General features: G+C 65.2%; 28 protein-coding genes and 2 tRNA genes. 9 read left to right on the top strand and 21 right to left on the bottom strand.

Annotation, left to right across the window (positions count from 1 at the left end; all coding sequences use genetic code 11):
- Window positions 1–121: 121 nt before the first annotated feature.
- Window positions 122–691: a porin family protein gene (locus ASC93_RS04210; RefSeq protein ID WP_056437535.1), complete on the bottom strand. Its 570-nt coding sequence runs from the start codon at window positions 689–691 to the stop codon at window positions 122–124.
- A 180-nt stretch (window positions 692–871) separates the two neighbouring features.
- Window positions 872–1,447 (bottom strand): alpha-ketoglutarate-dependent dioxygenase AlkB, encoded by a 576-nt coding sequence (locus tag ASC93_RS04205; protein ID WP_229412592.1) that lies wholly within the window; start codon window positions 1,445–1,447, stop codon window positions 872–874.
- Between the two features lie 70 nt (window positions 1,448–1,517).
- On the opposite strand from ASC93_RS04205, the gene ASC93_RS04200 reads away from it, so the two are divergent.
- Entirely contained in the window at window positions 1,518–2,111 is a 594-nt protein-coding gene (locus ASC93_RS04200) for a molybdopterin-dependent oxidoreductase (protein WP_056437530.1), read from the top strand.
- A 6-nt stretch (window positions 2,112–2,117) separates the two neighbouring features.
- On the opposite strand, the gene ASC93_RS04195 is transcribed toward ASC93_RS04200, so the two are convergent.
- From ASC93_RS04195 to ASC93_RS04160, 8 genes are all read right to left on the bottom strand, one after another.
- Window positions 2,118–2,480, bottom strand: a complete 363-nt coding sequence (locus tag ASC93_RS04195; protein WP_056437527.1) for a hypothetical protein — start codon at window positions 2,478–2,480, stop codon at window positions 2,118–2,120.
- A gap of 135 nt (window positions 2,481–2,615) precedes the next feature.
- Window positions 2,616–2,993, bottom strand: coding sequence for an MAPEG family protein (locus ASC93_RS04190; protein ID WP_056437524.1), 378 nt, complete (start codon window positions 2,991–2,993; stop codon window positions 2,616–2,618).
- Window positions 2,994–3,091: 98 nt separating this feature from the next.
- On the bottom strand, window positions 3,092–3,730 hold the full coding sequence (locus ASC93_RS04185; protein ID WP_082547758.1) for a PEP-CTERM sorting domain-containing protein: 639 nt from the start codon (window positions 3,728–3,730) through the stop codon (window positions 3,092–3,094).
- Window positions 3,731–3,937: 207 nt separating this feature from the next.
- Window positions 3,938–4,765, bottom strand: a complete 828-nt coding sequence (locus tag ASC93_RS04180; protein WP_056437518.1) for a Rossmann-like and DUF2520 domain-containing protein — start codon at window positions 4,763–4,765, stop codon at window positions 3,938–3,940.
- On the bottom strand, window positions 4,765–5,343 hold the full coding sequence (locus tag ASC93_RS04175) for a DUF924 family protein (protein WP_056437515.1): 579 nt from the start codon (window positions 5,341–5,343) through the stop codon (window positions 4,765–4,767). The genes ASC93_RS04180 and ASC93_RS04175 overlap by 1 nt, the downstream gene beginning before the upstream one ends.
- A 21-nt stretch (window positions 5,344–5,364) precedes the next feature.
- The gene (locus tag ASC93_RS04170; RefSeq protein ID WP_157201745.1) at window positions 5,365–6,108 is read right to left on the bottom strand and encodes an MgtC/SapB family protein; all 744 of its coding nucleotides are present in this window, start codon (window positions 6,106–6,108) and stop codon (window positions 5,365–5,367) included.
- A gap of 26 nt (window positions 6,109–6,134) precedes the next feature.
- Window positions 6,135–6,395 carry a hypothetical protein gene (locus ASC93_RS04165; RefSeq protein ID WP_056437512.1) on the bottom strand — a complete coding sequence of 87 codons (261 nt, stop codon included), beginning with the start codon at window positions 6,393–6,395 and terminating at the stop codon, window positions 6,135–6,137.
- A gap of 1 nt (window position 6,396) precedes the next feature.
- Window positions 6,397–8,214, bottom strand: a complete 1,818-nt coding sequence (locus tag ASC93_RS04160) for an aminopeptidase P family protein (RefSeq protein ID WP_056437509.1) — start codon at window positions 8,212–8,214, stop codon at window positions 6,397–6,399.
- A gap of 170 nt (window positions 8,215–8,384) precedes the next feature.
- Here ASC93_RS04160 and ASC93_RS04155 point away from each other — a divergent pair, with 170 nt between their 5' ends.
- Entirely contained in the window at window positions 8,385–8,969 is a 585-nt protein-coding gene (locus ASC93_RS04155) for a hypoxanthine-guanine phosphoribosyltransferase (RefSeq protein WP_056437506.1), read from the top strand.
- A gap of 81 nt (window positions 8,970–9,050) precedes the next feature.
- On the opposite strand, the gene ASC93_RS04150 is transcribed toward ASC93_RS04155, so the two are convergent.
- The 3 genes from ASC93_RS04150 to ASC93_RS04140 are packed head-to-tail and all read right to left on the bottom strand — an operon-like array spanning window position 9,051 to window position 11,211.
- On the bottom strand, window positions 9,051–10,010 hold the full coding sequence (locus ASC93_RS04150) for a nitronate monooxygenase family protein (RefSeq protein WP_056437503.1): 960 nt from the start codon (window positions 10,008–10,010) through the stop codon (window positions 9,051–9,053).
- 59 nt (window positions 10,011–10,069) lie between these two features.
- Complete coding sequence (locus ASC93_RS04145) at window positions 10,070–11,002, bottom strand: MBL fold metallo-hydrolase (RefSeq protein ID WP_082547757.1); 933 nt, start codon at window positions 11,000–11,002, stop codon at window positions 10,070–10,072.
- The gene (locus ASC93_RS04140; protein WP_056437500.1) at window positions 11,002–11,211 is read right to left on the bottom strand and encodes a DUF1289 domain-containing protein; all 210 of its coding nucleotides are present in this window, start codon (window positions 11,209–11,211) and stop codon (window positions 11,002–11,004) included. The genes ASC93_RS04145 and ASC93_RS04140 overlap by 1 nt, the downstream gene beginning before the upstream one ends.
- A 322-nt stretch (window positions 11,212–11,533) precedes the next feature.
- Between ASC93_RS04140 and ASC93_RS04135 the strand changes: the two genes are divergently transcribed.
- On the top strand, window positions 11,534–12,652 hold the full coding sequence (locus tag ASC93_RS04135; protein WP_056437496.1) for a PHB depolymerase family esterase: 1,119 nt from the start codon (window positions 11,534–11,536) through the stop codon (window positions 12,650–12,652).
- Window positions 12,653–12,659: 7 nt separating this feature from the next.
- Here the strand turns inward: ASC93_RS04135 and ASC93_RS29430 are convergent, their stop codons facing one another.
- Window positions 12,660–12,863, bottom strand: coding sequence for a cysteine-rich CWC family protein (locus ASC93_RS29430; protein WP_082547756.1), 204 nt, complete (start codon window positions 12,861–12,863; stop codon window positions 12,660–12,662).
- A gap of 159 nt (window positions 12,864–13,022) precedes the next feature.
- Between ASC93_RS29430 and argB the strand changes: the two genes are divergently transcribed.
- The 6 genes from argB to ASC93_RS04105 all read left to right on the top strand — a co-directional run bounded on the left by argB (window position 13,023) and on the right by ASC93_RS04105 (window position 17,602).
- Window positions 13,023–13,931, top strand: coding sequence for an acetylglutamate kinase (gene argB / locus ASC93_RS04130; RefSeq protein WP_056437493.1), 909 nt, complete (start codon window positions 13,023–13,025; stop codon window positions 13,929–13,931).
- 38 nt (window positions 13,932–13,969) lie between these two features.
- Window positions 13,970–14,044 (top strand) — tRNA-Thr (locus ASC93_RS04125).
- A gap of 161 nt (window positions 14,045–14,205) precedes the next feature.
- Window positions 14,206–14,282: transfer RNA gene (locus tag ASC93_RS04120), tRNA-Asp, on the top strand.
- A 104-nt stretch (window positions 14,283–14,386) separates the two neighbouring features.
- Window positions 14,387–15,133 carry a pyrimidine 5'-nucleotidase gene (locus tag ASC93_RS04115; RefSeq protein ID WP_162251791.1) on the top strand — a complete coding sequence of 249 codons (747 nt, stop codon included), beginning with the start codon at window positions 14,387–14,389 and terminating at the stop codon, window positions 15,131–15,133.
- A 4-nt stretch (window positions 15,134–15,137) separates the two neighbouring features.
- A complete protein-coding gene (slmA, locus tag ASC93_RS04110) occupies window positions 15,138–15,716 on the top strand; it encodes a nucleoid occlusion factor SlmA (RefSeq protein ID WP_056437491.1) in 579 nt (192 codons plus the stop codon).
- Between the two features lie 8 nt (window positions 15,717–15,724).
- Window positions 15,725–17,602: a chorismate-binding protein gene (locus ASC93_RS04105; protein ID WP_056437489.1), complete on the top strand. Its 1,878-nt coding sequence runs from the start codon at window positions 15,725–15,727 to the stop codon at window positions 17,600–17,602.
- A 3-nt stretch (window positions 17,603–17,605) separates the two neighbouring features.
- On the opposite strand, the gene ASC93_RS04100 is transcribed toward ASC93_RS04105, so the two are convergent.
- From ASC93_RS04100 to atpA, 7 genes are all read right to left on the bottom strand, one after another.
- Complete coding sequence (locus tag ASC93_RS04100) at window positions 17,606–18,202, bottom strand: glutathione peroxidase (protein ID WP_056437486.1); 597 nt, start codon at window positions 18,200–18,202, stop codon at window positions 17,606–17,608.
- A 63-nt stretch (window positions 18,203–18,265) separates the two neighbouring features.
- A complete protein-coding gene (locus ASC93_RS04095; protein WP_056437483.1) occupies window positions 18,266–19,108 on the bottom strand; it encodes a PPK2 family polyphosphate kinase in 843 nt (280 codons plus the stop codon).
- Window positions 19,105–19,536, bottom strand: coding sequence for a CoA-binding protein (locus ASC93_RS04090; protein ID WP_056437481.1), 432 nt, complete (start codon window positions 19,534–19,536; stop codon window positions 19,105–19,107). Before ASC93_RS04090 ends, ASC93_RS04095 begins: the two co-directional genes overlap by 4 nt.
- Window positions 19,537–19,735: 199 nt before the next feature.
- The gene (locus ASC93_RS04085) at window positions 19,736–20,161 is read right to left on the bottom strand and encodes a F0F1 ATP synthase subunit epsilon (RefSeq protein ID WP_056437478.1); all 426 of its coding nucleotides are present in this window, start codon (window positions 20,159–20,161) and stop codon (window positions 19,736–19,738) included.
- 26 nt (window positions 20,162–20,187) lie between these two features.
- Window positions 20,188–21,591 (bottom strand): F0F1 ATP synthase subunit beta, encoded by a 1,404-nt coding sequence (gene atpD, locus ASC93_RS04080; protein WP_056437476.1) that lies wholly within the window; start codon window positions 21,589–21,591, stop codon window positions 20,188–20,190.
- Window positions 21,592–21,689: 98 nt separating this feature from the next.
- Complete coding sequence (gene atpG / locus ASC93_RS04075) at window positions 21,690–22,571, bottom strand: F0F1 ATP synthase subunit gamma (protein WP_056437474.1); 882 nt, start codon at window positions 22,569–22,571, stop codon at window positions 21,690–21,692.
- Between the two features lie 106 nt (window positions 22,572–22,677).
- On the bottom strand, window positions 22,678–24,213 hold the full coding sequence (atpA, locus tag ASC93_RS04070) for a F0F1 ATP synthase subunit alpha (RefSeq protein WP_056437472.1): 1,536 nt from the start codon (window positions 24,211–24,213) through the stop codon (window positions 22,678–22,680).
- Window positions 24,214–24,255: the final 42 nt, after the last annotated feature.

Here is a 24,255-nt window from a genome sequence, read left to right as displayed (position 1 = left end):
CCCGAGCGCCGCCTTCGAAGAACCTTAACTTAACGGCATTAGGCTCTGACCCCGAATTGTCGATTTATCGGGCGAAAAAAAGGGCCCGCAGGCCCTTTTTTTCTTGGCTCAACCGGGACGCTTAGAAGCTGTAGCGCGCACCCACGGTCCAGGCGTCGGCCTTGGCGCCGAACGACTTGCTCTTGCCGTAGCGCTCATACTCGGCGGTGAGTGCCACCTGCTGGTTGAGGTTGTACTGGAGGCCGACCGCGCCGTAGGCACCGGTGTCGGTGTCCTTGAGGTTCAGGGCGGCGCTTTCCAGCTTGCGCTCGCTGTGCTGCAAGCCGAGCTTGCCGTACACGGCGAACTGGTCGTTCACCGGCATGTTGTACTTGCCGGCGATGTAGTAGCTGGAACCCTTCGTGCGGCCGCTCGCGTTGGTGCCGTTGGCGCTGTAATTGAAATCCGAGTTGCGGAAGTCGGTGTAACCCGCTTCGGCGCCCCAGTTCTGGTCGAATTCATAACCACCGAAGATCTTGCCCGAGGCCTTGTAGCCGTCGCTGTCGAAGTTGGTCAGGCCGCCGACCGACGAATTCTCGTGGTCCGCCGTCGCAATGCCGACGCCGACATAGGCGTGCGGTTGGGTGGTTTGGGCTTGGGCCGCGCCCATGGCGGCAGTACTTGCGATCAGTGCAACGATGAGCTTTTTCATATTGCGGATTCCTTTGCGTTGTTTGACTGGTTCGCAATTCCAGCGAATCGCGATGTGGTCAAGATAGCACCGCAAATTGGTGAAGTCCGTCCAGAAGTCGTAAGACTTGTAATCGAATGTAACTTAATGACCCCAAATTCATTAGTGATTTAAAGAAAATTGGGCCTAGATAAAACCAATTTAACTCACGTAACGAAAAGTTAGGTTGAGCCGTGGTCCAACCAGTTTGGCGGTCTTGTTGATGCCGTGCCGCCAGTGCGCCTGCAGGGTCCCTGCCATCAACACCAGACTGCCGTCCGTCAGGTCGAGTTTCACGGTGCGTTGATTGCGCCGATGGCGCAGGATAAAAGTGCGGGTGGCGCCATAGCTGAGCGAGGCGATGACCGGTCGCGGGCCCAGCTCCGGCTCGTCGTCGCTGTGCATGCCCATGCTGTCGGCGCCGTCGCGGTAGTAATTCAGCAGCACGCTGTTGTAGCGCTGTCCGGTGACGCGCTCGACCGCCGCGCGCAACTGCGCCAGCAGCGGCGTCAGCGGCAGCGGTTGCAGGGTCAGGCCGGAATATGTGTAGCTCGCCTCGCCATACCAGGCCGTCAGGCGCGGCTGCAGGTAGCGCTTGCCGTACACGACGACGGTGTCGGCGCGCCAGGGCGTTTCATCAAGGAGGCGCGCCAGGATCTCGGCATTGCCGATCGGCATGGGAAGCTGGGGCAGCATGGACAATTCGCCATCCTCGATGGGGATAGTGACCAGTTCCATACCTGTGGAAAACAAATCCATTCGACAATATTGCTATGATGGCGACATCCCATCGACCAGGCATTTTCTCATGAACAAACGCCAGTTCCTCGGCGCCGCGGCGGCGGCCGGCGCCTTTCCCATCGCCAGCCAGGCGGCACAACCGTCCGGGCGCGGCCCGACCCTGCTGACGGTCACCGGCGCCATCGCGCGCAGCAACCGCGGTCCGCTCGACCCGGCGCTGGACCAGATGATGCACAAGCACCAGGTCACTTTTACGAAGGCGTGGACCTTCGATTACGCCAGCCTGCTGGCGCTGCCGCAGCAGACGATCCGCCCGACGCTGGAATACGACGGCAAGCCGCATACCCTGCGCGGTCCGCTGCTGCTGGACGTGCTGGCGCATGCCGGGGCGACATTGAACGACAAGGGTAGCGTGGTGCTGCGCGCCGTGGACGGCTACAACGTCGAACTGCCCGTCGCGCAGGCGCGCGCGCGGCGCTTCATCGTCGCGACGCACATCGACGGCAATCCGATGCCGCTGGGAGGCCTTGGGCCGCTATGGGCCGTGTACGACGCCGACCGGGTCCCGGAGATGGCAGCGCTGCCGTTGCCGCAGCGCTTTCCAGCCTGTCCGTGGGCGCTGTATCACGTCGAAGTGAGTCACGCCGACGCGAAGGGGTGACCTGGATCAGGCGTAGGCTTCGGCCAGGCTCATCACGCGCGGCGCGATCTTGATGCCGACGTTGCCGAACAGGGTGTCGATCGCGGCCAGGTTGGCCGCGCATTCGTCCGTCTTCCAGCCGTTGAAGAGGTCGGTGCCGTTCTTCTGGAAGTGCATGTCGAGCACCTTGCCCTTATCCTTGTGGATATAGTTCTGTTGGTAGATGTTCTCGAACCCGAGCTCGGCCAGGGCGGTCAGCACGGCCCGCGGCGGATTGTCGGGGTCGGTCGCCAGGAATACGCCAAACGTCTTGCCGGGTGGCTTGGCCGCCACGTCGACTTCGTAAATGCCGGGTGCCTTGGTGACACTGGTGCTTTTCAGGAACAGCATGCTGTCTTCCTCCACGCATGGCGGATCGGGCCGCCATTCAATAAATTGAAATCAGACACAGCTTATTGCAGTATGGGAACTTTGTCGACCAATGGTTTTCGAGATTTTGCTCTACTGCAACAGCGCGCTGTGCACTTATTGTGACAACAGCCCGACCGCGCTGCCCGCGACGAGCGCGCCGCACGCGACCATGCCGACGATAAAGCCGAGCTCGCGCTTGGACGGATCGCGGTAATACCCCAGCGCATACAAGATCCGCCCGACGCACCACAGCAGCCCGCCCGCGGCCGCCCAGCGGTCGCCCAGGTAGTGGCCGCACAGCCACAACGGGCCCAGCACGAGCGGCAGCTGCTCCAGCGTGTTCGCCTGCACCCGTTGAACGGTCTGGAACGGCAGCGGCCCGTCCATGGACGGCGCCGGGACCTTGTATTTGTTTCTCGCCCAGCCGGCCATGATGCCCGTCCAGAAATAGACGCCGAGTGCGGCCAGCGTCGCCCATGCGGTCAATACCATTGTGTTCTCCATAACAACAAAAAAGCCCATCTGTCCCCCACAGATAGGCTTTTTACAACATGGCGCCAAATGGCGCAATAAGGCTGACTTATGTCTGCTCAGCTCGGGCGGCGGCGGCGGCGCAGACCCAGCGCCAGCACGCCGGCACCGAGCAACGCGAGCGAGGCCGGTTCCGGCACGTCAGTCGTCGAGCCGGCGCCATTCACCCGAATAGCCGGTAAGGCGTAATTGTTGCTGAAACCTTGCCCTTGCATGCCTTCCAGTCCACGGTAGACGCCCTGATCCCAAGTCACGTTTCGATTGGTGTATAAAAAATTCTGATTCGACAATCCGTCGAACGAGAACTCGATCAGGTAATTCCAACGTTCGGTCATGTAAAACTCGGGAAATTGAAAGTCGATCCAGGCGAGGCCGTTGGTCGTGACGTTCGCACTGCCGGATGCGACCGTCCCGGTCTTCGCGTAACCATCGCCCAGGGTGTCGATCACGTACAAGCCCCAGTGCAGATCCACATTGGTCAGGTCTTGATAGATGCCGATGCTCGATATGCCTTCCTGGGTAATCACGGTAAAACCGATACCGCGGCCGCTCCAATACCCGTCATTCGAATGCGTCGAATACACCCTGCCCGTCGGGTCGTTGGGTGGAACGAATGTCACAGGCGTGGCGGCCGCCAGACTGCTCGCGAAGAACGTTACGCTTGCCACAACGGCTTTCCAAAATTTGTTAAACATCATGACTCCCTCTCTAGGTTGTTGTAACGCGGGAGAGAGCAAAAGTGATGCCTAAATATCGTTTTTTTGTAAAAACAAGGGGTTACGATGCAAGCGAAAAGATGTCGTCGTAAATTGTAAATTTTCTCGACAATCATCACGACACACGCGCGCTTCGCGCACGGACGGGTCGCCCGGTCGTGACCCCGCACGCGCCGGTTGCCGCACGTTCTAGGCGCGTGCGGAACCCTTGCGACGCGCCACGTCCCACGTCGCCGTGGCGAGCGCGTCGTACAGGGCTCCCGTCGGGCCGTCCCAGGCCGCGACGGCCGCATGCTGGCGCGCCACGGTCGCCGCGTCGCCGCGCGCGATCGGTCCGGACAGCGCCGCCTCCGGCCCCAGCCTCAGCACGTTCGACAACGTTTCGGTGGCGAGCGGCCGCGCCAGTTCGCGCGCCACGTCGGCCGGGATGCCGGCCGCCTGGTAGGCACGCAGCGCGGCATCGATGACGGTCACGAGGTAGTTCGACGCGAACACGGCGGCCGCGTGATAAACGGTCTTGGCGGTCGGGTCGATCGGCACGGGCCGCGCGCCGATCGCCTCGAAGGCGGGCAGCAGGACCGCCAGCGCGGCGGCATCGCCCTCCACGCCGCAGAACGTGCCGTCGAACGCCGCCGCGACCGCGGCCGGATCGGCGAAGCTGCGCACCGGATGCACGCTGGCGATCGAGGCGCCCGCGCGGCGCAGCGCATCCAGTTCGTTAGAAGCCTTCGCGCCGCTGCAGTGGAACACGACCGCGCCCGCCGGCGATGCCGATTGCGCCAGCGCGGCGGCGACGTCGGCGATCGCGTCGTCCGCCACGGCCAGCATCCACACGTCGGCCGGCCGCAGCGCGCCGGCGACGGGCGTACCGGCGCCGATGAACGCGGCGGCCGCGCGCGCGCTGTCGCTGCTGCGCGTTTTGATGTCCTGGACAACGAACACGCCGCGCCCCGCGAACAGGCGGCCGAGGGCGCGCCCCACGTGGCCGGCGCCGACGATGTTCAGGGTTGGCGGCATCAGAAGCGCGAACCCGGCTGGCGCAGGAATTCCACTTCTTCCGGCGTCGACGCGCGCCCGAGGATCTCGTTACGGTGCGGGAAGCGGCCGAAGCGCGCGATCACGCCACGGTGACGGTGCGCGTAATCGAGCATCTCGTCGAAGCCCGGATGTTCGGCCGCCAGCACGCCGAACAGTTCGACGGCGCGCTCCTGCATGGAGGCGTCCTCGGCGTGCTCGAACGGCATGTAGGCGAAGGCGCGCTGCAGCGGCGCGAGCGCGCGGTCGGCGCCGCTGTCGACGAGCGCGCGCGCCGCCGCCAGCGCCAGGGAATCGCCGGCGAACGACAACGGCGTGTTGCAATGCGCGTTGCGGGTGAACTGGTCGAGTACGAGGATGCGCGCCAGCTGGCCTTGCGGCCCCTGCGCATCCCACTCGCGCAGGCCGCCGGCCAGCGCCTGGGCGATCGCCGCGCCGAAGCGCGTGCGGATGGTGTCGTCGAATGCGTCCTGCTTGACGAACCATTCGCGGCGCGGCTGGCCCGCCTCCGGGCTGCCGGGAGCGCCGAACCAGAAATCGAGAACGTCCTGGGCTGTCATCGTGGTCCTTTATTGTCCTTGTCAGTTGCGTGCGTGCGAAAGCTGGAAGCCGTCCACGCCCTCGAACGTCGCCAGTTCGCTGGCGAGCAGCGACAGCGGCGCGCCCGGCGTGCCGGCCAGTTCCAGCGCGACGAAATGCCATTCCTGGCACCCCTTCTCGCTGGAGATCGTCAGCGAGCCGCCGGCGATTTCGTAGCCGCGGTCCAGCGCCGCCTGGCGCAGCGTCTCTTCCTGCGGATAGACGCCGGGCTTGAAATGCAGGGTGACGGCCACCGCATGGCGCGAGGGCAGCAGTCCGATCGCCTTGTTCAGGTAGATCATGATCATCGCGGAGAAAAACGCCAGGCCCATCGCGGCCATGTAGAAACCGAGGCCGACGAGGATGCCGATCACGGACGACGACCAGATCGACGCCGCCGTCGTCAGGCCGCTGATGTTGAAACCCGAGCGCATGATCACGCCGGCGCCGAGGAAGCCGATGCCCGTCACGACGCCCTGGACCACGCGCGTGGGGTCGACCAGCGCGACGGACGAACCGTGCCCGCCGAACCAGTGGCTCGGATAGCCGGCGACGATGGTCAGCGCGCACGACGCCATGCACACGAGGCCATACGTGCGCATGCCGGCCGCGCGGCCGTGATAGGACCGCTCGTAGCCGACCATGAGGCCCAGCAGCAGCGCGCCGAACACGTTCAGCAGGATCAGGCCGTTGGTGGCCAGCTCCGCCTGCGACCAGTAGGCGCCGACCAGGTCGGGCAGGGTCAGGCCCAGGTCATTCGACACGGGGCCCGTCAAGGCTTTTTCCTGACCAGCTGTTTTTCGAATTCGACGTCGTGCTTGCTGACGCGTTTTACTTCTTGCGGACCGAGACCGTTCACGAAGGCCACGAAGTCGTCCAGTTCGAGCGGCGCGCACAGCGGCGGCGCGCCCGGTTTCTCGGACAAAAAGAAATGACCGTCGCCGGTGCGCGCCATCGAATACGAGGTCACGCCGGTGCGCCGTTTGAGCCGCTCGACGGCGGCGCTGGCGCGGGTGGAACGTGCGCTCGCCATGTCAGATCTCCCGGGTGCGCAGTTCGAGCCAGTCGCGCGCGGCGCCCGTCACGTGCGGCAGCAGGCGCGCGCGCACGCTGCGGTGGTAATCGTTCAGCCACGCGACCTCGTCGCCGCGCATCAGCGAGATGTCGATGCAGCGCGTGTCGATCGGGCACAGGGTCAGCGTTTCGAAGCCGAGGAATTCGCCGAACTCCCCGTTGTCGACGACGCGCGTGAGCACCAGGTTCTCGATGCGGATGCCCCACAGTCCCGGGCGATAGATACCCGGTTCGTTCGACGTGATCATGCCCGGCTCCATGGCCGTATGCGGCTCCGGCGGCGCGGACGGCGAGATCACCTGCGGGCCCTCGTGCACGTTGAGGAAGTAGCCGACGCCGTGGCCGGTGCCGTGACCGTAATCGATGCCGGCGGCCCAGATCGGGGCGCGCGCCAGCGCGTCGAGCATCGGGCCTTTCGTCCCGCGCGGGAAGCGCGCCATGGACAGGGCGATCATCCCTTTCAGCACCAGCGTGAAATCGCGCTTCTGCGCGGCGGATGGCGTGCCGACGGGGACGACGCGCGTGATGTCCGTCGTGCCGCCCAGGTACTGGCCGCCGGAGTCGATCAGCAGCAGGCCGTCGCCTTCGATCACGGCGCAGTGTTCCGGTGCGGCCCGATAATGCATGATCGCGCCGTTGGCGTTGAAGCCGGCGATGGTGCCGAAGCTGGGGCTGACGAAGCCGCGCCTTTGCTCCCGCGCGGCCGTGATCCGTTCGTCGATGTGCACTTCGTTCAACGGCGCCCGATGCGCATCGGCCAGCGTCGCTTCGAGCCCGGCGAAGAATTCGCACAGGGCAGCGCCGTCCTGCTCCATCGTGGCGCGCACGTGGTCGATCTCGGCATCGAGCTTGCGCGATTTGGCGAACGTCGTCGGGTTGATGGCCTCCACCACGCGCACGCCTTGCGGCACGGCGGCGCGCATGCCGGCCGTGATGCGGCGCGGGTCGATCAGCAGACTGCTGTCGGCCGGCAGCGCGGCCAGCGCCTGCTGCGCCTGTTCGTACGGGGCCACGCGCACGCCGTCCTGCTCGAGACGGGCGCGCAGGCTCGCGTCGATCTTGCCGTCGGCGACGAACAGCGTGGCGCCCGTCGCTTCCACGAGCGCGTGCGCGAGGAACACGGGATTGAAGCTGACGTCGGCGCCGCGCAGGTTGAACAGGTAGGCGATGTCGTCGAGGGTCGAGATGACATGGCGCTCGCCGCCCAGCTTCGCCATCGCATTGCGCGTCGCGTGCAGTTTGTCGGCGCGATCGAGCACCGCGTACGGCGCCGCGTGCTCGTACACCGGCTCGGGCGGCAGGCCGGGGCGGTCGCTCCAGATCTCGTCCAGCAGGTCGAGGTCGGTGCGCAGTGTTACGCCGCGCGCGGCGAGCGCATCGCCCAGCAGGCGCGCCACGGCCAGGCCCAGCACGCGCGCGTCGACGGCGACGGTGTTGCCTTCGTCGAGGTTGTCGGCCAGCCAGTCGATGTGCAGCAGGCTGGCGCCGGACGGGATCTTCATGAGCCTGATGTCGGTGCCGGCCAGTTCCTGCTCCGCCTGCGTGTAGTAGCGGCCGTCCGTCCAGACGCCGGCGAAGTCGTGCGTGGCGATGAAGGTGCCGACGGAGCCCGTGAAACCGGACAGCCATTCGCGGCCCTTCCAACGACCGGGCAGGTATTCGGACAGGTGCGGATCGGCGGACGGCACGATGACGGCGTCGACCCGGTGGCGCGCCATCGCGGCGCGCAGCTGGGCAAGGCGCGCGGCGCGCACATTGGAGGTGTCAGGTGCTGGCATGGTACTCAATTGGATGTTCGGTTCGTCAAATCGGTATGATACGCCCTCCGCACCGGCATCGCGAACGCGGCCGCCGCCCCCAAGCTGACCGGAATCGCGCGCGAACGCAATCTGGCGGATAATCGCCTACCCAAGGATCATCCGAATCCTACAACCGACTCCGAAATATCATGCAAGACTTTCATTACAACCGCGCCCGCGCACTATTGGCCAACGCCGAGGAAATCGTCAGCGCGGACCAGGTGCAAGCGGCCGTACGCCACGTCGCCGACGTGCTGAACCAGCGTTTCGACAACGACGAGGCGAGCGATTTCCCGCTCGTGCTGGGCGTCATGGGCGGCGCGGTGGTGTTCACCGGCAACCTGCTGCCGCAGCTGAGCTTTCCCCTCGAATTCGACTACATCCACGTGACCCGCTACGGCGACCTCGATCGCGGCGGCGAAGTGGTGTGGAAAGTGATCCCGCGCCAGGACGTCACGGGCCGCACGATCATCATCGTCGACGACATCCTCGACGAAGGCGAAACGCTGGCCCACGTGAAGCAGCGCCTGCTCGACATGGGCGCGGCGGAGGTGATCCTGGCCGTGTTTGCCGACAAGGACCTGGGTAAAGTGAAACCGGTGCAGGCGGACATCGTCGGCCTGACGGTGCCGAACCAGTTCGTCGTCGGCTTCGGCATGGATGCGCACGGATACTGGCGCAACCTGGCGGGACTGTGGGTGATCCGCGACGCGGACAAGGTGCTGCAGGCGTAAGCGCCGATTACACCTGGCCGGCTCAACACTTGGGCCCCCGCCTGCGCGGGGGCGACGTTGTTACGCGAACCCTGAAAACACTCAGGCCTTCAGCCCCAACCGCTCCCGCGCGGCCTGATACTGCTGCGTCAACCGCGCCACCATCTCCGCCACGGTCGGCACGTCATCCATCAGGCCGACGCCCTGCCCGGCACCCCAGATATCGCGCCACGCCTTCGCGCTGCCCGAGCCGAAACTCATCTTGCTCTTGTCCGACACGGGCAGGTTGTCCGGGTCCAGCCCCGCCGCCACGATCGATTTTTTCAGGTAATTGCCATGCACGCCCGTGAACAGGTTCGTGTAGACGACGTCGGCCGCCGTCGATTCCACGATCGCGTCGCGGTAGGCGTCGGTGACGTTCGCTTCGCGCGTGGCCAGCCAGCGCGAGCCGATGTAGGCAAAGTCGGCGCCCATCGCCTGTGCGGCGAGGATGGCGTCGCCCGTGGCGATCGAGCCGGACAGCGCGATCGGGCCGTCGAAGAATTTACGCACTTCGCCCACCAGCGCGAACGGCGACAGCGCGCCCGCGTGGCCGCCGGCGCCGGCCGCGACGAGGATCAGGCCGTCCACGCCCGCTTCCAGCGCCTTTTCGGCGTGGCGGATCGAGACGACGTCGTGCATCACGATGCCGCCGTACGCATGCACGGCATCCAGCATTTCCTTCGGCGGCGCGCGCAGCGACGAGATGATGATGGGCACCTGGTGCTTCACGCACACGGCCACGTCGTGTTCCAGGCGGTCGTTCGACTGGTGCACGATCTGGTTGACGGCGATCGGGCCGACCTTGCGGTCCGGATGCGCTTCCCGGTAGTCGGCCAGCTCGTGCTGGAGGTCCGTCAGCCACGTGTCGAGCTGCGCGGCCGGGCGCGCGTTCAGGGCGGGAAAGGAACCGACGATGCCCGCCTTGCACTGCGCGGCCACCAGCGCGGGACCGCTGGCGATGAACATCGGCGACGCGATGACGGGTAAGGACAGGTTTTGCAGGACGGGAGGCAGCGCCATGGATTTCTCGCGATAGTTGATCGGACCCGTCGATTATGGATTAGAAAAGCACGACCGTGCTAGATCGCCGGCTCTAATTCTTTGTCAGGGCTCGGCGAGTGTAGCGCCCTCGACGCGCGCCGTACCCGCTTCACGAGCGCACGCACGAGCCGGTCCGCCAGGTCTGCGCTGCTGCCGTGCAAAAAACGCTCACGCGCCAGCACGAGCAGCGGCACCGTGGCGCACAGCGTTTCGACGTCGGCGAGCAGGATGCGCCGCCGTTCCAGCAGCAGAAATTTTAATAGCACCCTGGCGGCGTTCTCGGCATTGCGCACCGGGTCGGCCGCCAGGTAATCCAGGCGCGAATACGCGCGGTCCAGCGCGGCCGCCGCGCCGGCGAACGGTGCCCCATGGCCGGGGATGACGGCGCGCGCGTCGAGCGTCGCGATCAGGTCCAGCGTGGCGCGCACGTCCATAAAACCGGGTTCGCCGGCCAGTTCCGGGAACACGACGCCGAAGCCGTTCTGCCACAGGGCGTCGCCGGATATCAGGACGCCTTGCTCGTCGCACCACAGCAGCAGCGCGTGCGGATCGTGGCCGGGCGCCGCGAGCGCCTGCCAGTCCAGGTCGCCCATGCGCAGGCGCTGGCCGGGTTCGAGGGCATCGTCGTACGCAAAGCGCGGGCACTGCTGGGACGTGGCGCGGAAACTCAGCGCGTCCTCGTCCCACGCGTCGACCTTCGCGCATTCCGCCCCGGGGATCGCGATGCGGCAGCGGTAGGCATCACGCAAGGCCGCGTTGCCGCCGCAGTGGTCGGCGTGCAGGTGGGTGTTGACGATGCGGTCCAGCGGACGCTCCTGCAGCGCGTGGCGCACGAGCGACAGCGTCTGCGCCGCGTGCGTCACATAGCCCGTGTCGACGAGCGCGGCGCCGTCTCGTCCCGTGATGAGGATGTTGTTGGACGACAGCCAGCCGCGCTCGAACACCCGGATCGCTGGCGGCAGGGTCGGCATCAGTCGAACGGGATGTGCGCTTCGCGCCGGCGGATTTCTGACCACACGGCGCGTTTATAGTCGTCGTCGGCGCGGCTCCAGGCGACGATTTCGTCGATGGTACGCAAACAGCCCTCGCACAGGCCCGACACGGGCGACATCTTGCACACGTTGATGCAGGGAGACGGGACCGGCGTTTGCCGTTCCGGCGGAAGAGATGCGTCGCTCATGCCGCAACCCGCGCAATCTTGCCGATGAGATATCCGGCGGCGAGCACATCCGGCATGTCGAGACGAAATGGGGTATCGTGGTACGGCAGCGAGCTCCACTCGAGACAGATGCCGGGTTGGAATATTGGACACATGGAGCGCAGATTAACGTATCCGGACGAATCGCGCTTGACCGGCGGGACGACCTGCGTAGACTGAACTCGTCCGTTGCGCTTATCCCATCTGTAAGGTTCGCGCAAGCTTCGCCATCAAGACTGAACCCTCGCTCGATGCCTCAGCCACGCGCCGGCGGCATTGCCGACACACCCCACAAGGAGTGCCGATGACCCTGAATCACAAGTTCCTGGCGCAAATGCGCGCCGCGACCCGATCCCTGATACGCCGCGGCCCCGCCGTTGCCCGCACCGTCCTCCGGGAATCCGTCAAAAACGCCACCGCCATGCAGGCCGCGGCCGTCAACAGCGTTGAGCCCGTCGCGCCGCCCGCCTCGAACCAATCGACCTACGACGCCTTTTCCGACATGCTGGCCGACCTGTCCCGCCTGGGCCAGAGCGCCAACCCGTTCAACGTCCCGCCGCTGTCGACGGGCGCGGCGGCCATCGGCCTGCCCGGCCACTTCGTCGACGCCAGCCATACGAACGACGCGGGCACCCGCGACTACAAGCTCTATATTCCGAGCACGTATGCCGGCCAGCCGTCGGCGCTGCTCGTGATGCTGCACGGCTGCTCGCAGCATCCCGACGACTTCGCGCTCGGCACCGGCATGAACGCGCTGGCCGAGGAATACGGCTGCCTCGTCGCCTATCCGGCCCAGTCGCAGCAGGCCAACGCCACGCGCTGCTGGAACTGGTTCAGCGCGGCGGACCAGCAGCGCGGCCAGGGCGAGCCCGCCATCATCGCCGGGCTCACGCAGGACATCATGGCGCGCTACGTGATCGATCCGGACCAGGTGTTCGTCGCGGGCCTGTCCGCGGGCGGCGCGATGGCCGCCATCATGGGCACGCTGTATCCGGACCTGTATGCGGCCGTCGGCGTCCACTCCGGCCTGCCGTTCGCGGCCGCCCACGACCTGGCCTCCGCGATGGCCGCGATGAAAGGCGATTTCCGCACGCACCACAAGCCGGGAAAAACCCTGCCGATCATCGTGTTCCACGGCGACCGCGACACGACCGTGCACCCCGCCAATGGCGACGAGCTGATCAAGCGAAGACGACGCCATCCGTCGGAAGACGTCGTCGTCGAACCCGGCGCCGTGCCGGACGGCCACGCCTACACGCGCACGGTGCACCGCAAGCCGGACGGCAGTATCCACGCAGAACACTGGGTGATCCACGGTTCCGGCCACGCCTGGTCGGGCGGCGACATGCGCGGCAGCTATACGGACGGCCGGGGGCCGAACGCGAGCCGCGAAATGATGCGTTTTTTCCGCACCGCGCGCTGAGGGTGCTCTATGTGGCCGGCGTATCCGGCGCCCTGGCTGTCCGTTGCGCGATATGCTGCTCCAGGCAGGCCGGGCACCAGCACCCGGCCGCTTCGCCCGCGGGCGGCAGCGCGACGACGGGCGGCAGGCGCGTGCACCAGCACGGTGCGCCGTCGTTGCCATCGACCATCGCGCAACCGAACGCGGCGCCACAGCGGGTACAGGTACTCATGTGAAAGATTACCGTCGTGTATCCATATGTAAGGCACCTTAACGGCGGGCGCCAGAAAATACAACATGGAGCTTCTAAAATGATCACTGCGGCAGGCTAATGCCTGTAAAATCTCGCAAATTCTTTTTCGGACCCCTAATGAACGCTACGCTGACCTCGATGACGGGCGACGACCAGAATAATGACCTGACTGCGGTCTCGCCGCAGATCAAGGCGCAGATCCTGGCCGAAGCACTCCCCTACATCCGTAATTTCCACGGCAAGACCATCGTCATCAAATACGGCGGCAATGCGATGACCGAAGAACGCCTGAAACACGGCTTCGCGCGCGACGTCATCCTGCTGAAACTGGTCGGCATGAACCCGGTCGTGGTGCACGGCGGCGGTCCGCAGATCGACAACGCGCTCAAGAAGATCGGCAAGCAGGGCACCTTCGTGCAAGGCATGCGCATCACCGACGAAGAAACCATGGAAGTGGTGGAGTGGGTGCTGGGCGGCGAAGTCCAGCAGGACATCGTCATGCTGATCAACCACTACGGTGGCCAGGCAGTGGGCCTGACCGGCAAGGACGGCGGCCTGATCCGTGCACGCAAGATGGCGATGCCGGACAAGGACAAGCCGGGCGAGTTCCTCGACATCGGCTTCGTCGGCGACATCGAGGCGATCAATCCGGCCGTCGTGAAAGCGCTGCAGGACGACGCCTTCATCCCGATCATCTCGCCGATCGGCTTCGGCCAGGACGGCCAGGCGTATAACATCAACGCCGACGTCGTCGCCGGCAAGATCGCGGAAATCCTGAAGGCCGAAAAGCTGATCATGATGACCAACATCGCCGGCGTGCAGGACAAGCAGGGCAACCTGGTGACGGACCTGTCGGCGCGCGAGATCGACGAGATGTTCGCGGACGGCACGATTTCCGGCGGCATGCTGCCGAAGATCTCGTCGGCCCTGGACGCCGCCAAGTCGGGCGTGAACACCGTGCACATCATCGATGGCCGCATCGAGCACTCTTTGTTGCTGGAAGTCTTGACCGAACAGGCTTTTGGCACTATGATCCGCTCGCATTGAATTTTTGTGGCGTCTCAACAGCGCCACAAACGTTGTTTGCCCTTGTAGCTCAGTGGTAGAGCACTCCCTTGGTAAGGGAGAGGCCACGTGTTCAATCCACGTCAAGGGCACCAGGATTTGTTCCCATTCCCGCCTGTTGTGGTATCCCCGATGCCTGACGTAACGGATAAGACAGACTCTTGTCCACGCTGCGCGTTTGCCCGTCGCAGCAGGAAATGAGGAACACTCGCGGCGCGATGACAAGCGTCACATTGAGCGAGACAGCAGGAAAGCTGGAGCGGTAGTTCAGTTGGTTAGAATACCGGCCTGTCACGCCGGGGGTCGCGGGTTCGAGTCCCGTCCGCTCCGCCAGAATTCAGAGAAGGGTCCGATTCGTCGGACCCTTTTTTTGTTTTCGGAGCGCCCTTCCCCCGTCCCGATATAATCGCGAGTCCCCTTGTCCGTTTGACTTTCCCGTGCCCACGCCCTCCTCTCCCGTCTGGCTGTTCGACCTCGACAACACATTGCACGACGCGTCGCACGCGATCTTCCCGGCGATCAGCGCCAACATGAACACGTATATTGCGCGCGTGCTCGGCGACGGCACCACGCCGGCGAGCCAGGAAGCCGTCAACGCGGCCCGCGTCGGCTACTGGAAGCGCTACGGCGCCACGTTGCTGGGCATGATCCGCCACCACCGCGTGGATGCGGCCGACTTCCTGCGCCAGACGCACGACATCGGCGCGCTGCACGACCTGGTGCGCTACGAGCGCGGCCTGGAGCGCATGCTGCGCCGCCTCCCGGGCCGCAAGATCCTGCTGACGAACGCGCCGACGGCGTATTCGACCGGCGTGGTGCGCCACCTCGGGCTGCAGCGCCAGTTCGCGCACCACGTCTCGATCGAAGACATGCGCGTGCACGGCCAGCTGCGTCCGAAACCGTCGAAGCTGATGCTGCGCCGCCTGCTGCGCCGCCAGGGTCTCGCAGCCAGCCGCTGCATCCTCGTCGAGGACACGCTCGTGAACCTCAAGCGCGCCAAGCAGCTCGGCGTGCGCACGGTATGGGTCACGCAATACCTGCGCTACGCCGATCCGATCGGCAAAGCCCCGCTGCCGAAGATGGTCAAACGCCCCGGTTACGTCGATGTCAAAGTAAAATCCGTTCTTCGGCTGCCCGCGCACCTGCGTCGGCTCGCACATCGATCACATACGGAAAACGTCTAACAACATGGCAAGCACCAAGCCTGGCCAACGCAAACAGCAGATCCTCCAGGCCCTGGCGGCCATGCTCGAACATCCGAAGGGCGAGAAGATCACGACGGCGGCGCTGGCCGCCCGGCTGTCGGTGTCGGAAGCGGCCCTGTACCGTCATTTCGCCAGCAAGGCGCAGATGTTCGAGGGCCTGATCGAATTCATCGAGGCGACCGTGTTCACCCTGTTCAACCAGGCCGCGGAGCGCGAGGACAACGGCGTCACCCGCGCGCATGCGATGCTGCAGATCCTGCTGTCGTTCGCCGCCAACAATCCCGGCATGACGCGCGTGCTGATCGGCGACGCGCTCGTCGGCGAGGACGATCGCCTGGTCCTGCGCATGAACCAGTTCTACGACAAGGTCGAGCTGGCGTTCAAGCAGGCGCTGCGCGTGGCCGCCACGCAGGGCCATGGGCGCGAGGAAGACGTGGCCGCGCGCGCCACCATGCTCGTCGCCTACGTGACGGGACGCTGGCACCGCTACGCCAAGAGCGGCTTCAAACAGCACCCGACCGAGAACAGTCCGCTGCAGCTGGCCCTGCTGCTCGCCGCCTGAATACCGTCATGGACGCCACCGTGTTCGCCCTGCTCGACGACGCGAGCCCCGAAGGCCATGCGCAGGCGCGCTCGCGCCTCTATGGCGGCTATGCGGGCATGCTGGCCTGCCAGCGCATCGAGGACTGGCCGCGCCTGCTGGACGGCATGCAGGATGCCCTCGCGCGCGGCCTGCACGCCGTCCCCGTGCTGACCTATGAGCTGGGCGAGCAGCTGGTCGGCATCGCGCCCGCGCGCGAGCTGCACGCGCCGCTGGCCCAGGTGCTGCTGTTCGAACGCTACGACGTGCTGGACGCGGCCCAGGTCGACGCCTGGCTGGCGGCGCGCGCGCAAGAACAGGGGAACGGCCCGGCCGGCATCGGCGCCATGCGCGCCAACGTCGACGAGACCACGTTCGCGCACGCGATCGAACGGATCCGCGACTACATCGCGGCCGGCGACACCTACCAGGTCAATTACACCTATCGCCTCCGCTTCGACGCCTTCGGCCCCGTGTGCGCGCTGTACGCGCGCCTGCGCGCACGCCAGCCGGTGCCCTATGGCGCCCTGATCGGCCTGCCGGACGGACGCGCCGTGCTGTCGTTGTCGCCGGAACTGTTCGTGCGCCATGACGCCGGCCGCCTGCTGGCGCGGCCGATGAAGGGCACGGCGCCGGCGCACGGCGACGACATCGTGAACGCCGTGCGCGCCCAGCATCTGGCGGCCGATCCGAAGAACCGCGCCGAAAACCTCATGATCGTCGACCTGCTGCGCAACGACCTCGGACGCATCGCGCGCACCGGCAGCGTGGGCGTGCCGGCGTTGTTCGAAGTGAAGCGCTACAGCAGCGTGCTGCAGATGACGTCGACCGTGCAGGCCCAGCTCGCGCCCGGGATCTCGTTGCGCGACATCTTCGCCGCGCTGTATCCCTGCGGTTCGATCACGGGCGCGCCCAAGCGCCGCACGATGGAAATCATCCGCGAACTGGAACCGGCTGCGCGCGGCATCTACACGGGCGCGATCGGGTGGATCGATCCGCCGCCGCCGGGTGCCGGATTCGGCAAGCAGCAGGATGCGCGCGCCGGTTCGCGCGCCGGTGCCCGATTTGGCGACTTCTGTCTATCGGTCCCGATCCGCACGCTGACGCTGCAGCCGGAACAGAACGGCGTGCGCCACGGCGAGCTGGGCGTCGGCGCGGGCATCGTGTACGACAGCGACGCCGGCGCCGAGTATGCCGAATGCCGGCTCAAGGCGAGCTTCCTCACGGGACTGTCGAACGACTTCGAGATCTTCGAGACCATCTACGCCACGCGCACCGGCGGTTGCCGCCACCTGGAGCGCCACCTCGCGCGCCTCGGCGCGTCGGCGGCGTATTTCGGCCATCCGTTCAACCCCGGCCTCGCACGCGGTGCCGCGCAGGAGGCTTGCGCCGCGTTGCCGGACGATGCGCCGCACCGCGTGCGCCTCGCGCTGCGGCCGAATGGCGAGATCGTCGTGCAGACGGGCGCGCTGGCGCCGCTGGACGAGCCGGTGCGGCTGCTGCTGGCGGACGAACCGACGCACGCGCACGACGTGTTCCTGCGCCATAAGACGAGCGTTCGAAGCCGCTACGACGCCGCCTGGCGCGCGGCGGAAGGCGTGGGTGCCTTCGACACGCTGTTCTTCAACGAACGCGGCGAACTGACGGAAGGTGGACGCAGCAGCGTGTTCGTGCGCATCGGCGGCCGCTGGTACACGCCGCCGCTGTCGGCCGGCGTCCTGCCCGGCGTGATGCGCGGCGTGCTGCTGGACGATCCGGCCTGGGACGCGATCGAGTGTCCGCTCACGCGCGAAAGCCTCGCGCGGGCGCAGGAGATCGTCGTCTGCAACGCCCTGCGCGGACCGCTCAGGGCCGTGCTGCATCGATAAGGATCAGCCGCCCAGCGCCTGCTCGATCTTGCCGACCAGGGTCGGATCTTCCGGCGTCACCTTGCTCGGGAAGTAGTCGATGACTTTACCGTTCCGGTCGATCAGGTATTTATTGAAATTCCACTTGGGCTGGTTGCCGGTGGCCTTGATCAGCTCCGAATACAGCGGATTGGCATTCGTGCCCGTCACGACGGTGCTGGTGAACATCGGGAATTTCACGCCGTAGGTGTTGTAGCACAGGTCGGCGATCTTCTTGGCGTCGGCGTCTTCCTGTTTAAAATCGTTCGACGGGAAGCCCAGCACGACGAGGCCGCGCGGCGCGTACTTCGCATACAGTTTTTCCAGGCCTTCGTACTGCTTGGTAAAACCGCAGTAGCTGGCCGTGTTCACCACGAGGACCACCTTGCCGCTGTACTGGCACAGGTCCTGCGGCGTTTCGTCCTGCAGGCGGTTGAAGGTGTGCTTCAACACGGCCGGGCAGCTGGCCGGATGGGCGGACGGCTGGGCAGCGGGCGTCTGCGCCAGCGCGGGCGTCGCCATCGTGGCGGAAAACGTCGCGGCGGCGCCGAGGGTGAGCAGCAAAGCGGTGGACTTGAGCATGATCGGAGAGTACGCGGGTTGGTGGATCTTCATTCTATGACAATCCGCGCGGGCCCGTGGGGCTCAGTCGTCGATCTTCACCTTGGACATGTCCGCCCTGGGCGCCGGCCACTCCAGCTTCATGCCCCGCATCGTTTCCAGCAGCAGATGGGCGATGATCAGGTTGCGGTGGGTTTTGGAGTCGGCCGGGACGACGTACCACGGCGCGTGGTCGCGGTCCGTCGCGTTGATGGTGTCGGCGTAGGCGCGCTGGTAGACATCCCACTTCGTGCGCGCGGCCAGGTCGGCCGGATCGAACTTCCAGTGCTTCTCCGGATCGTCCAGGCGCGCCTGCAGGCGCGTGCGCTGTTCGGTCTTGGAGATGTGCAGGAAGACCTTCATGAGCGTCGTCCCCGTCTCGGCCAGCATGCGCTCGAAGTCGCGGATCTGGGCGAAGCGGCGCTCGCGCGCGTCGTCGTCGAGATCGCCCGCCACGCGCGGCACGAGCACGTCTTCGTAATGGCTGCGGTTGAAGATCCCGATCTCGCCCCTGCCCGGCACGCGCGCATGCACGCGCCAGAGAAAATCGTGCGCCTTTTCCTTGTCCGTCGGGGCCACGAAGCCGGTGGCGTGCAGGCCCATCGGGTTGATCTGCGAGAACAGCGCGCGGACCGTCCCGTCCTTGCCGGAGGTGTCCATGCCCTGCAGGATCAGCAGGAGTTTCTGATCGCGCGCCGCGTACAGTTTTTCCTGCAGCTTGGCCACCTCGGCCGTCAGCTCGGTCGTCAGCTCGCGCTCGCGTTCCTTGATCTCGCCGTTTTTGAGCTTGCCCTTCTTGTCGTCGCGCAGCGGGGTATCGCCGGCATCCTTGTCGCGCAGTTCGAGGTTCTTCGGCGCGCGGAAGCGTTCCAGCATCGACGTGCTCATGCGGCCTGCTCGCCCAGCTTGCGGTGCTCGATCAGCATGCAGCGGTTCATCACGACGTCCAGGCCGGCGGCGCGGGCCAGGTCGGCGGCGACCTGGTTCTCGATGCCGAGCTGCATCCACAGGCAGCCGGCACGCACGTCGATGGCGTCCTTGGCGATGGGCGGGATCTCATCCGGCTTGCGGAAGCAATCGACGACGTCGATGCGCGCCCCGCCGGGCGCGAGCGCGTCGGCGGCTTCCTGCAACGTGGCGTACACGGTCTCGCCGAGGATCTCCTCGCCGGCGTAGGCGGGATTGACGGGAATGATGCGGTAGCCCTGCGCCTGCAGGTAGCTGGCGACCTCCAGGCTGGCGCGCCCGGGCTTGTTCGAGAGCCCGACCACGGCCACGGTCCGGGCGGCGCGGAGGATTTGTTCGATGGTTCGCATGGCGTTGTAACTCGTCGTCTTGTCGTTGATGCCAGCTTATCAGGTTTGCATCATCGAACGGCGCCAGCTAGCACCGGGGTCAGAGCCCGAATTTTGGCAATGTACTGCAAGTCATTTCCAATAACTGGGCTCTGACCCCGGTTTTTGGAAATAAAAAAGCAGCCCGCAGGCTGCTTTTTCGGAGCGCTCGGAAGAGCGATCAGCGTCCTTTATGACGCAGCTTGGCGATGGCCGCCAGCTGGGCGATCGCCGCCGCCAGTTCGGCTTGCGCCTTGGCGTAGTCGATCTGCGAGTCCTTGTTCAGCATCAGCTCTTCGGCACGGCGCTTGGCTTCCTGGGCTTTCGCTTCGTCCAGGTCGGCACCGCGGATCGCGGTGTCGGCCAGGACCGTCACGCCTTTCGGCTGGACTTCCAGGATGCCGCCGGCGACGAACACGAACTCTTCGTCGCTGCGGCCCGGCATTTTGATGCGCACGGCACCCGGGCGGATGCGCGTGATCAAGGGGGTGTGCATCGGGTAGATACCCAGCTCACCCGATTCACCCGGCAACGCGACGAACTCGGCTTCGCCCGAAAAGATCTGCTCTTCGGCCGAGACGACGTCAACGTGAATGGTATTTGCCATGTGTGTCCTTTGAAGAGGCTAAGCTATCAAGCAGCCAGCTTCTTGGCCTTTTCGATCGCTTCTTCGATGGTGCCGACCATGTAGAACGCCTGCTCCGGCAGATGGTCCAGCTCGCCCGACGCGATCATCTTGAAGCCCTTGATCGTGTCCTTCAGCGAGACGTACTTGCCCGGCGAGCCGGTGAACACTTCGGCGACGTGGAACGGCTGCGACAGGAAACGCTGCATCTTGCGGGCGCGTGCGACGACCAGCTTGTCGTCCGGTGCCAGTTCGTCCATGCCCAGAATCGCGATGATGTCGCGCAGTTCCTTGTAGCGCTGCAGGGTGCCCTGCACGGCGCGCGCGGTCTCGTAGTGTTCCTGGCCGACGACCAGCGGGTCCAGCTGGCGCGAGGTCGAGTCGAGCGGATCCACGGCCGGGTAGATACCCAGCGAGGCGATGTCACGCGACAGCACGACGGTCGAGTCCAGGTGGGCGAAGGTGGTGGCCGGCGACGGGTCGGTCAAGTCGTCCGCAGGGACGTACACGGCCTGGATCGACGTGATCGAACCGGTCTTGGTCGACGTGATGCGCTCCTGCAGGCGGCCCATCTCTTCGGCCAGGGTCGGCTGGTAGCCCACCGCGGACGGCATACGGCCCAGCAGTGCCGACACTTCGGTACCGGCCAGGGTGTAACGGTAGATGTTGTCCACGAAGAACAGAACGTCACGGCCTTCGTCACGGAAGGACTCGGCGATCGTCAGGCCGGTCAGCGCGACGCGCAGACGGTTGCCCGGCGGTTCGTTCATCTGGCCGTAGACCATCGCCACTTTCGAGTTGCCCAGGTTTTCCAGGTCGACGACCTTGGAATCCGCCATCTCGTGGTAGAAGTCGTTACCTTCGCGGGTACGCTCACCGACGCCGGCGAACACGGACAGACCCGAGTGCGCCTTCGCGATGTTGTTGATCAGTTCCATCATGTTGACGGTCTTGCCGACGCCGGCGCCGCCGAACAGGCCGACTTTACCGCCCTTGGCGAACGGGCACACCAGGTCGATCACCTTGATGCCGGTTTCCAGCAGGTCCTGCGACGGCGACAGCTCGTCGTACTTCGGCGCTTCGCGGTGGATCGATGCGGTGCGCTCCAGGCTGACCGGACCGCGCTCGTCGATCGGGTTGCCCAGCACGTCCATGATGCGGCCCAGCGTGGCCGGACCGACCGGCACGGTGATCGGCTTGCCGGTGTTCTGGATGCTCATGCCGCGACGCAGGCCTTCGGAGCTGCCCAGCGCAATGGTACGGACCACGCCGTCGCCCAGCTGCTGCTGTACTTCGAGGGTCAGTTCCGAGCCTTCCATTTTCAGTGCGTCATAGACCTTCGGCATCGCGTTACGCGGGAATTCCACGTCGACCACGGCGCCGATACACTGAACGATTTTGCCATCAGCCATTTTCGTTCCTTCAGATATAGTTTTAATTCGTTAAGATCTTTGGAGGCAGCGTCAAGCGCGCCCGCGCTCGCCACCGCCCCGCGATCAAAGAGTTTTCGTCAGGCGCTGATAGCAGCCGCGCCGGAAACGATCTCGGAGAGTTCCTTGGTAATCGCAGCCTGGCGGGTCTTGTTATAGACCAGCTTCAGTTCGCCGATGACGCTACCCGCGTTGTCGCTTGCCGCCTTCATCGCCACCATGCGTGCCGATTGCTCGGACGACAGGTTTTCGGCGACCGCCTGGTAGACCAGCGCCTCGACGTAGCGCACCAGCAGTTCATCGATGACGGCAGCCGCGTCCGGTTCATAGATGTAATCCCATCCATAACCGCCCTTGTCGGCTTCGAGGGCCTTGGCCGGCAGCGGCAGCAGCTGCTCGACGACGGGCTCCTGCTTCATCGTGTTGATGAACCGGGTGTAGCACAGGTAGACGGCGTTCAGCCTGCCATCCTGGAAAGCGTCCAGCATCACCTTGACCGGGCCGATCAGCTTTTCCAGGTGCGGCGTGTCGCCGATCTGGGTCAGGCTCGACACGACGTTCACGCCGATACGATTGAGGAAACCGAGGCCCTTGTTGCCGATGGCGACCGCTTCGATCCGGGTGCCTGCCTGTTCCAGCTCGCGCGTCTTCTGCGTCACCTGGCGCAACACGTTGGTGTTCATGCCGCCGCACAGACCCTTGTCGGTGGTGACGACGATGAAGCCGACCGCATTTTGCTTCGCATCCTTGGCCGTGGCCATGAACGGGTGCGTGTACTCCGGATTAGCGGAAGCAAGATTGGCGGTGATGTTGCGAATCTTCTCACTGTATGGACGGGCGGCACGCATCCGTTCCTGCGCCTTGCGCATCTTGGACGCGGCGACCATTTCCATCGCCTTGGTGATCTTCTTCGTATTCTCTACGCTTTTGATCTTGCCACGTATCTCTTTGCCTACTGCCATGAGTCCTTACTCCTTTGGTTTGAGGGCCGCAGCCAGCTTCCAGCGGCCCTCGCCCTGATGGATGGGACGGGGGCGCCGTCTCGGCGGCGCGCCCGTCCCGGATCGATCAGAATGCTTTCTTGAAATCAGCAACGGCGGCGGCCAGCGTAGCTTCGCCGTCCTTGTCCAGTTGCTTGGTTTCTTCGATCTTCGACAGGAGGGCAGCTTGCTTGGTCTTCAGGTAGCCGTGCAGGCCGGCTTCGAAGGCCAGCACTTGCTTGACGTCGATGTCGTCGAAGTAGCCCTTGTTGACGGCGAACAGCGACGCGGCCATCAGCGAGATCGGCAGCGGCGAGTATTGCGGCTGCTTCAGCAGTTCGGTCACGCGGGCACCGCGGTCCAGCTGCTTGCGGGTCGATTCGTCCAGGTCCGATGCGAACTGCGCGAACGCGGCCAGCTCACGGTACTGCGCCAGGTCGGTACGGATACCGCCGGACAGGCCCTTGATGACCTTGGTCTGGGCGGCGCCACCGACGCGCGACACCGAGATACCGGCGTTGATCGCAGGACGGATACCGGCGTTGAACAGCGAGGTCTCCAGGAAGATCTGGCCGTCGGTAATCGAGATCACGTTGGTCGGCACGAAGGCCGAGACGTCGCCTGCCTGCGTTTCGATGATCGGCAGTGCGGTCAGCGAACCGGTCTTGCCCTTGACGGCGCCGCCGGTGAAGGCTTCGACGTAGTCGGCGTTGACGCGTGCGGCACGCTCCAGCAGACGGCTGTGCAGGTAGAACACGTCGCCCGGGTAGGCTTCGCGGCCCGGCGGACGGCGCAGCAGCAGCGAGATCTGGCGGTAGGCGACTGCCTGCTTCGACAGGTCGTCATACACGATCAGCGCGTCTTCGCCGCGGTCGCGGAAGTATTCGCCCATCGCGCAGCCCGAGTAGGCCGAGATGTATTGCATGGCGGCCGATTCCGAAGCGGAAGCGGCGACGACGATCGTGTACTCCATCGCGCCGTGCTGTTCCAGCGAACGCACGATGTTCTTGATGGTCGATGCTTTCTGGCCGATCGCAACGTACACGCAGGTCATGTTCTGACCCTTCTGGTTGATGATCGCGTCGACTGCCACGGCCGACTTGCCGGTCTGGCGGTCGCCAATGATCAGCTCGCGCTGGCCACGGCCGATCGGCACCATCGAGTCGATTGCCTTGAGGCCGGTCTGCATCGGCTGCGACACGGATTCACGCGCGATCACGCCCGGCGCGATCTTTTCGACGGCGGCGGTCAGGGTGGTGTTGATCGGACCCTTGCCGTCGATCGGCTGGCCCAGGGCGTTGACGACGCGGCCGCGCAGTTCCGGGCCGATCGGCACTTCCAGGATGCGGCCGGTGGTCTTGACCACGTCGCCTTCCGAGATGTGCTCGTAGTTACCCAGCACCACGGCGCCGACCGAGTCGCGCTCCAGGTTCATGGCGAGGCCGAAGGTGTTGCCGGGGAATTCCAGCATCTCGCCCTGCATCACGTCCGACAGACCATGGATGCGGCAGATACCGTCGGCGACGGAAATGACCGTGCCTTGATTGCGAACTTCAGCGGAACCCTCGAGACCCTGGATCCGGCTCTTGATCAGTTCACTGATTTCAGATGGGTTAAGTTGCATGAGTGCTAACTCCTAATAGTTTCTTGATGCGTAGGGCAAGGG

The sequence above is a fragment of the Massilia sp. Root335 genome, assembly GCF_001425685.1.
In the GTDB taxonomy this organism is placed as follows: Bacteria; Pseudomonadota; Gammaproteobacteria; order Burkholderiales; family Burkholderiaceae_D; genus Telluria; species Telluria luteola.
Note: the sequence above shows the minus strand (reverse complement) of the source record. Positions and strands in the feature narration are given on the sequence as shown.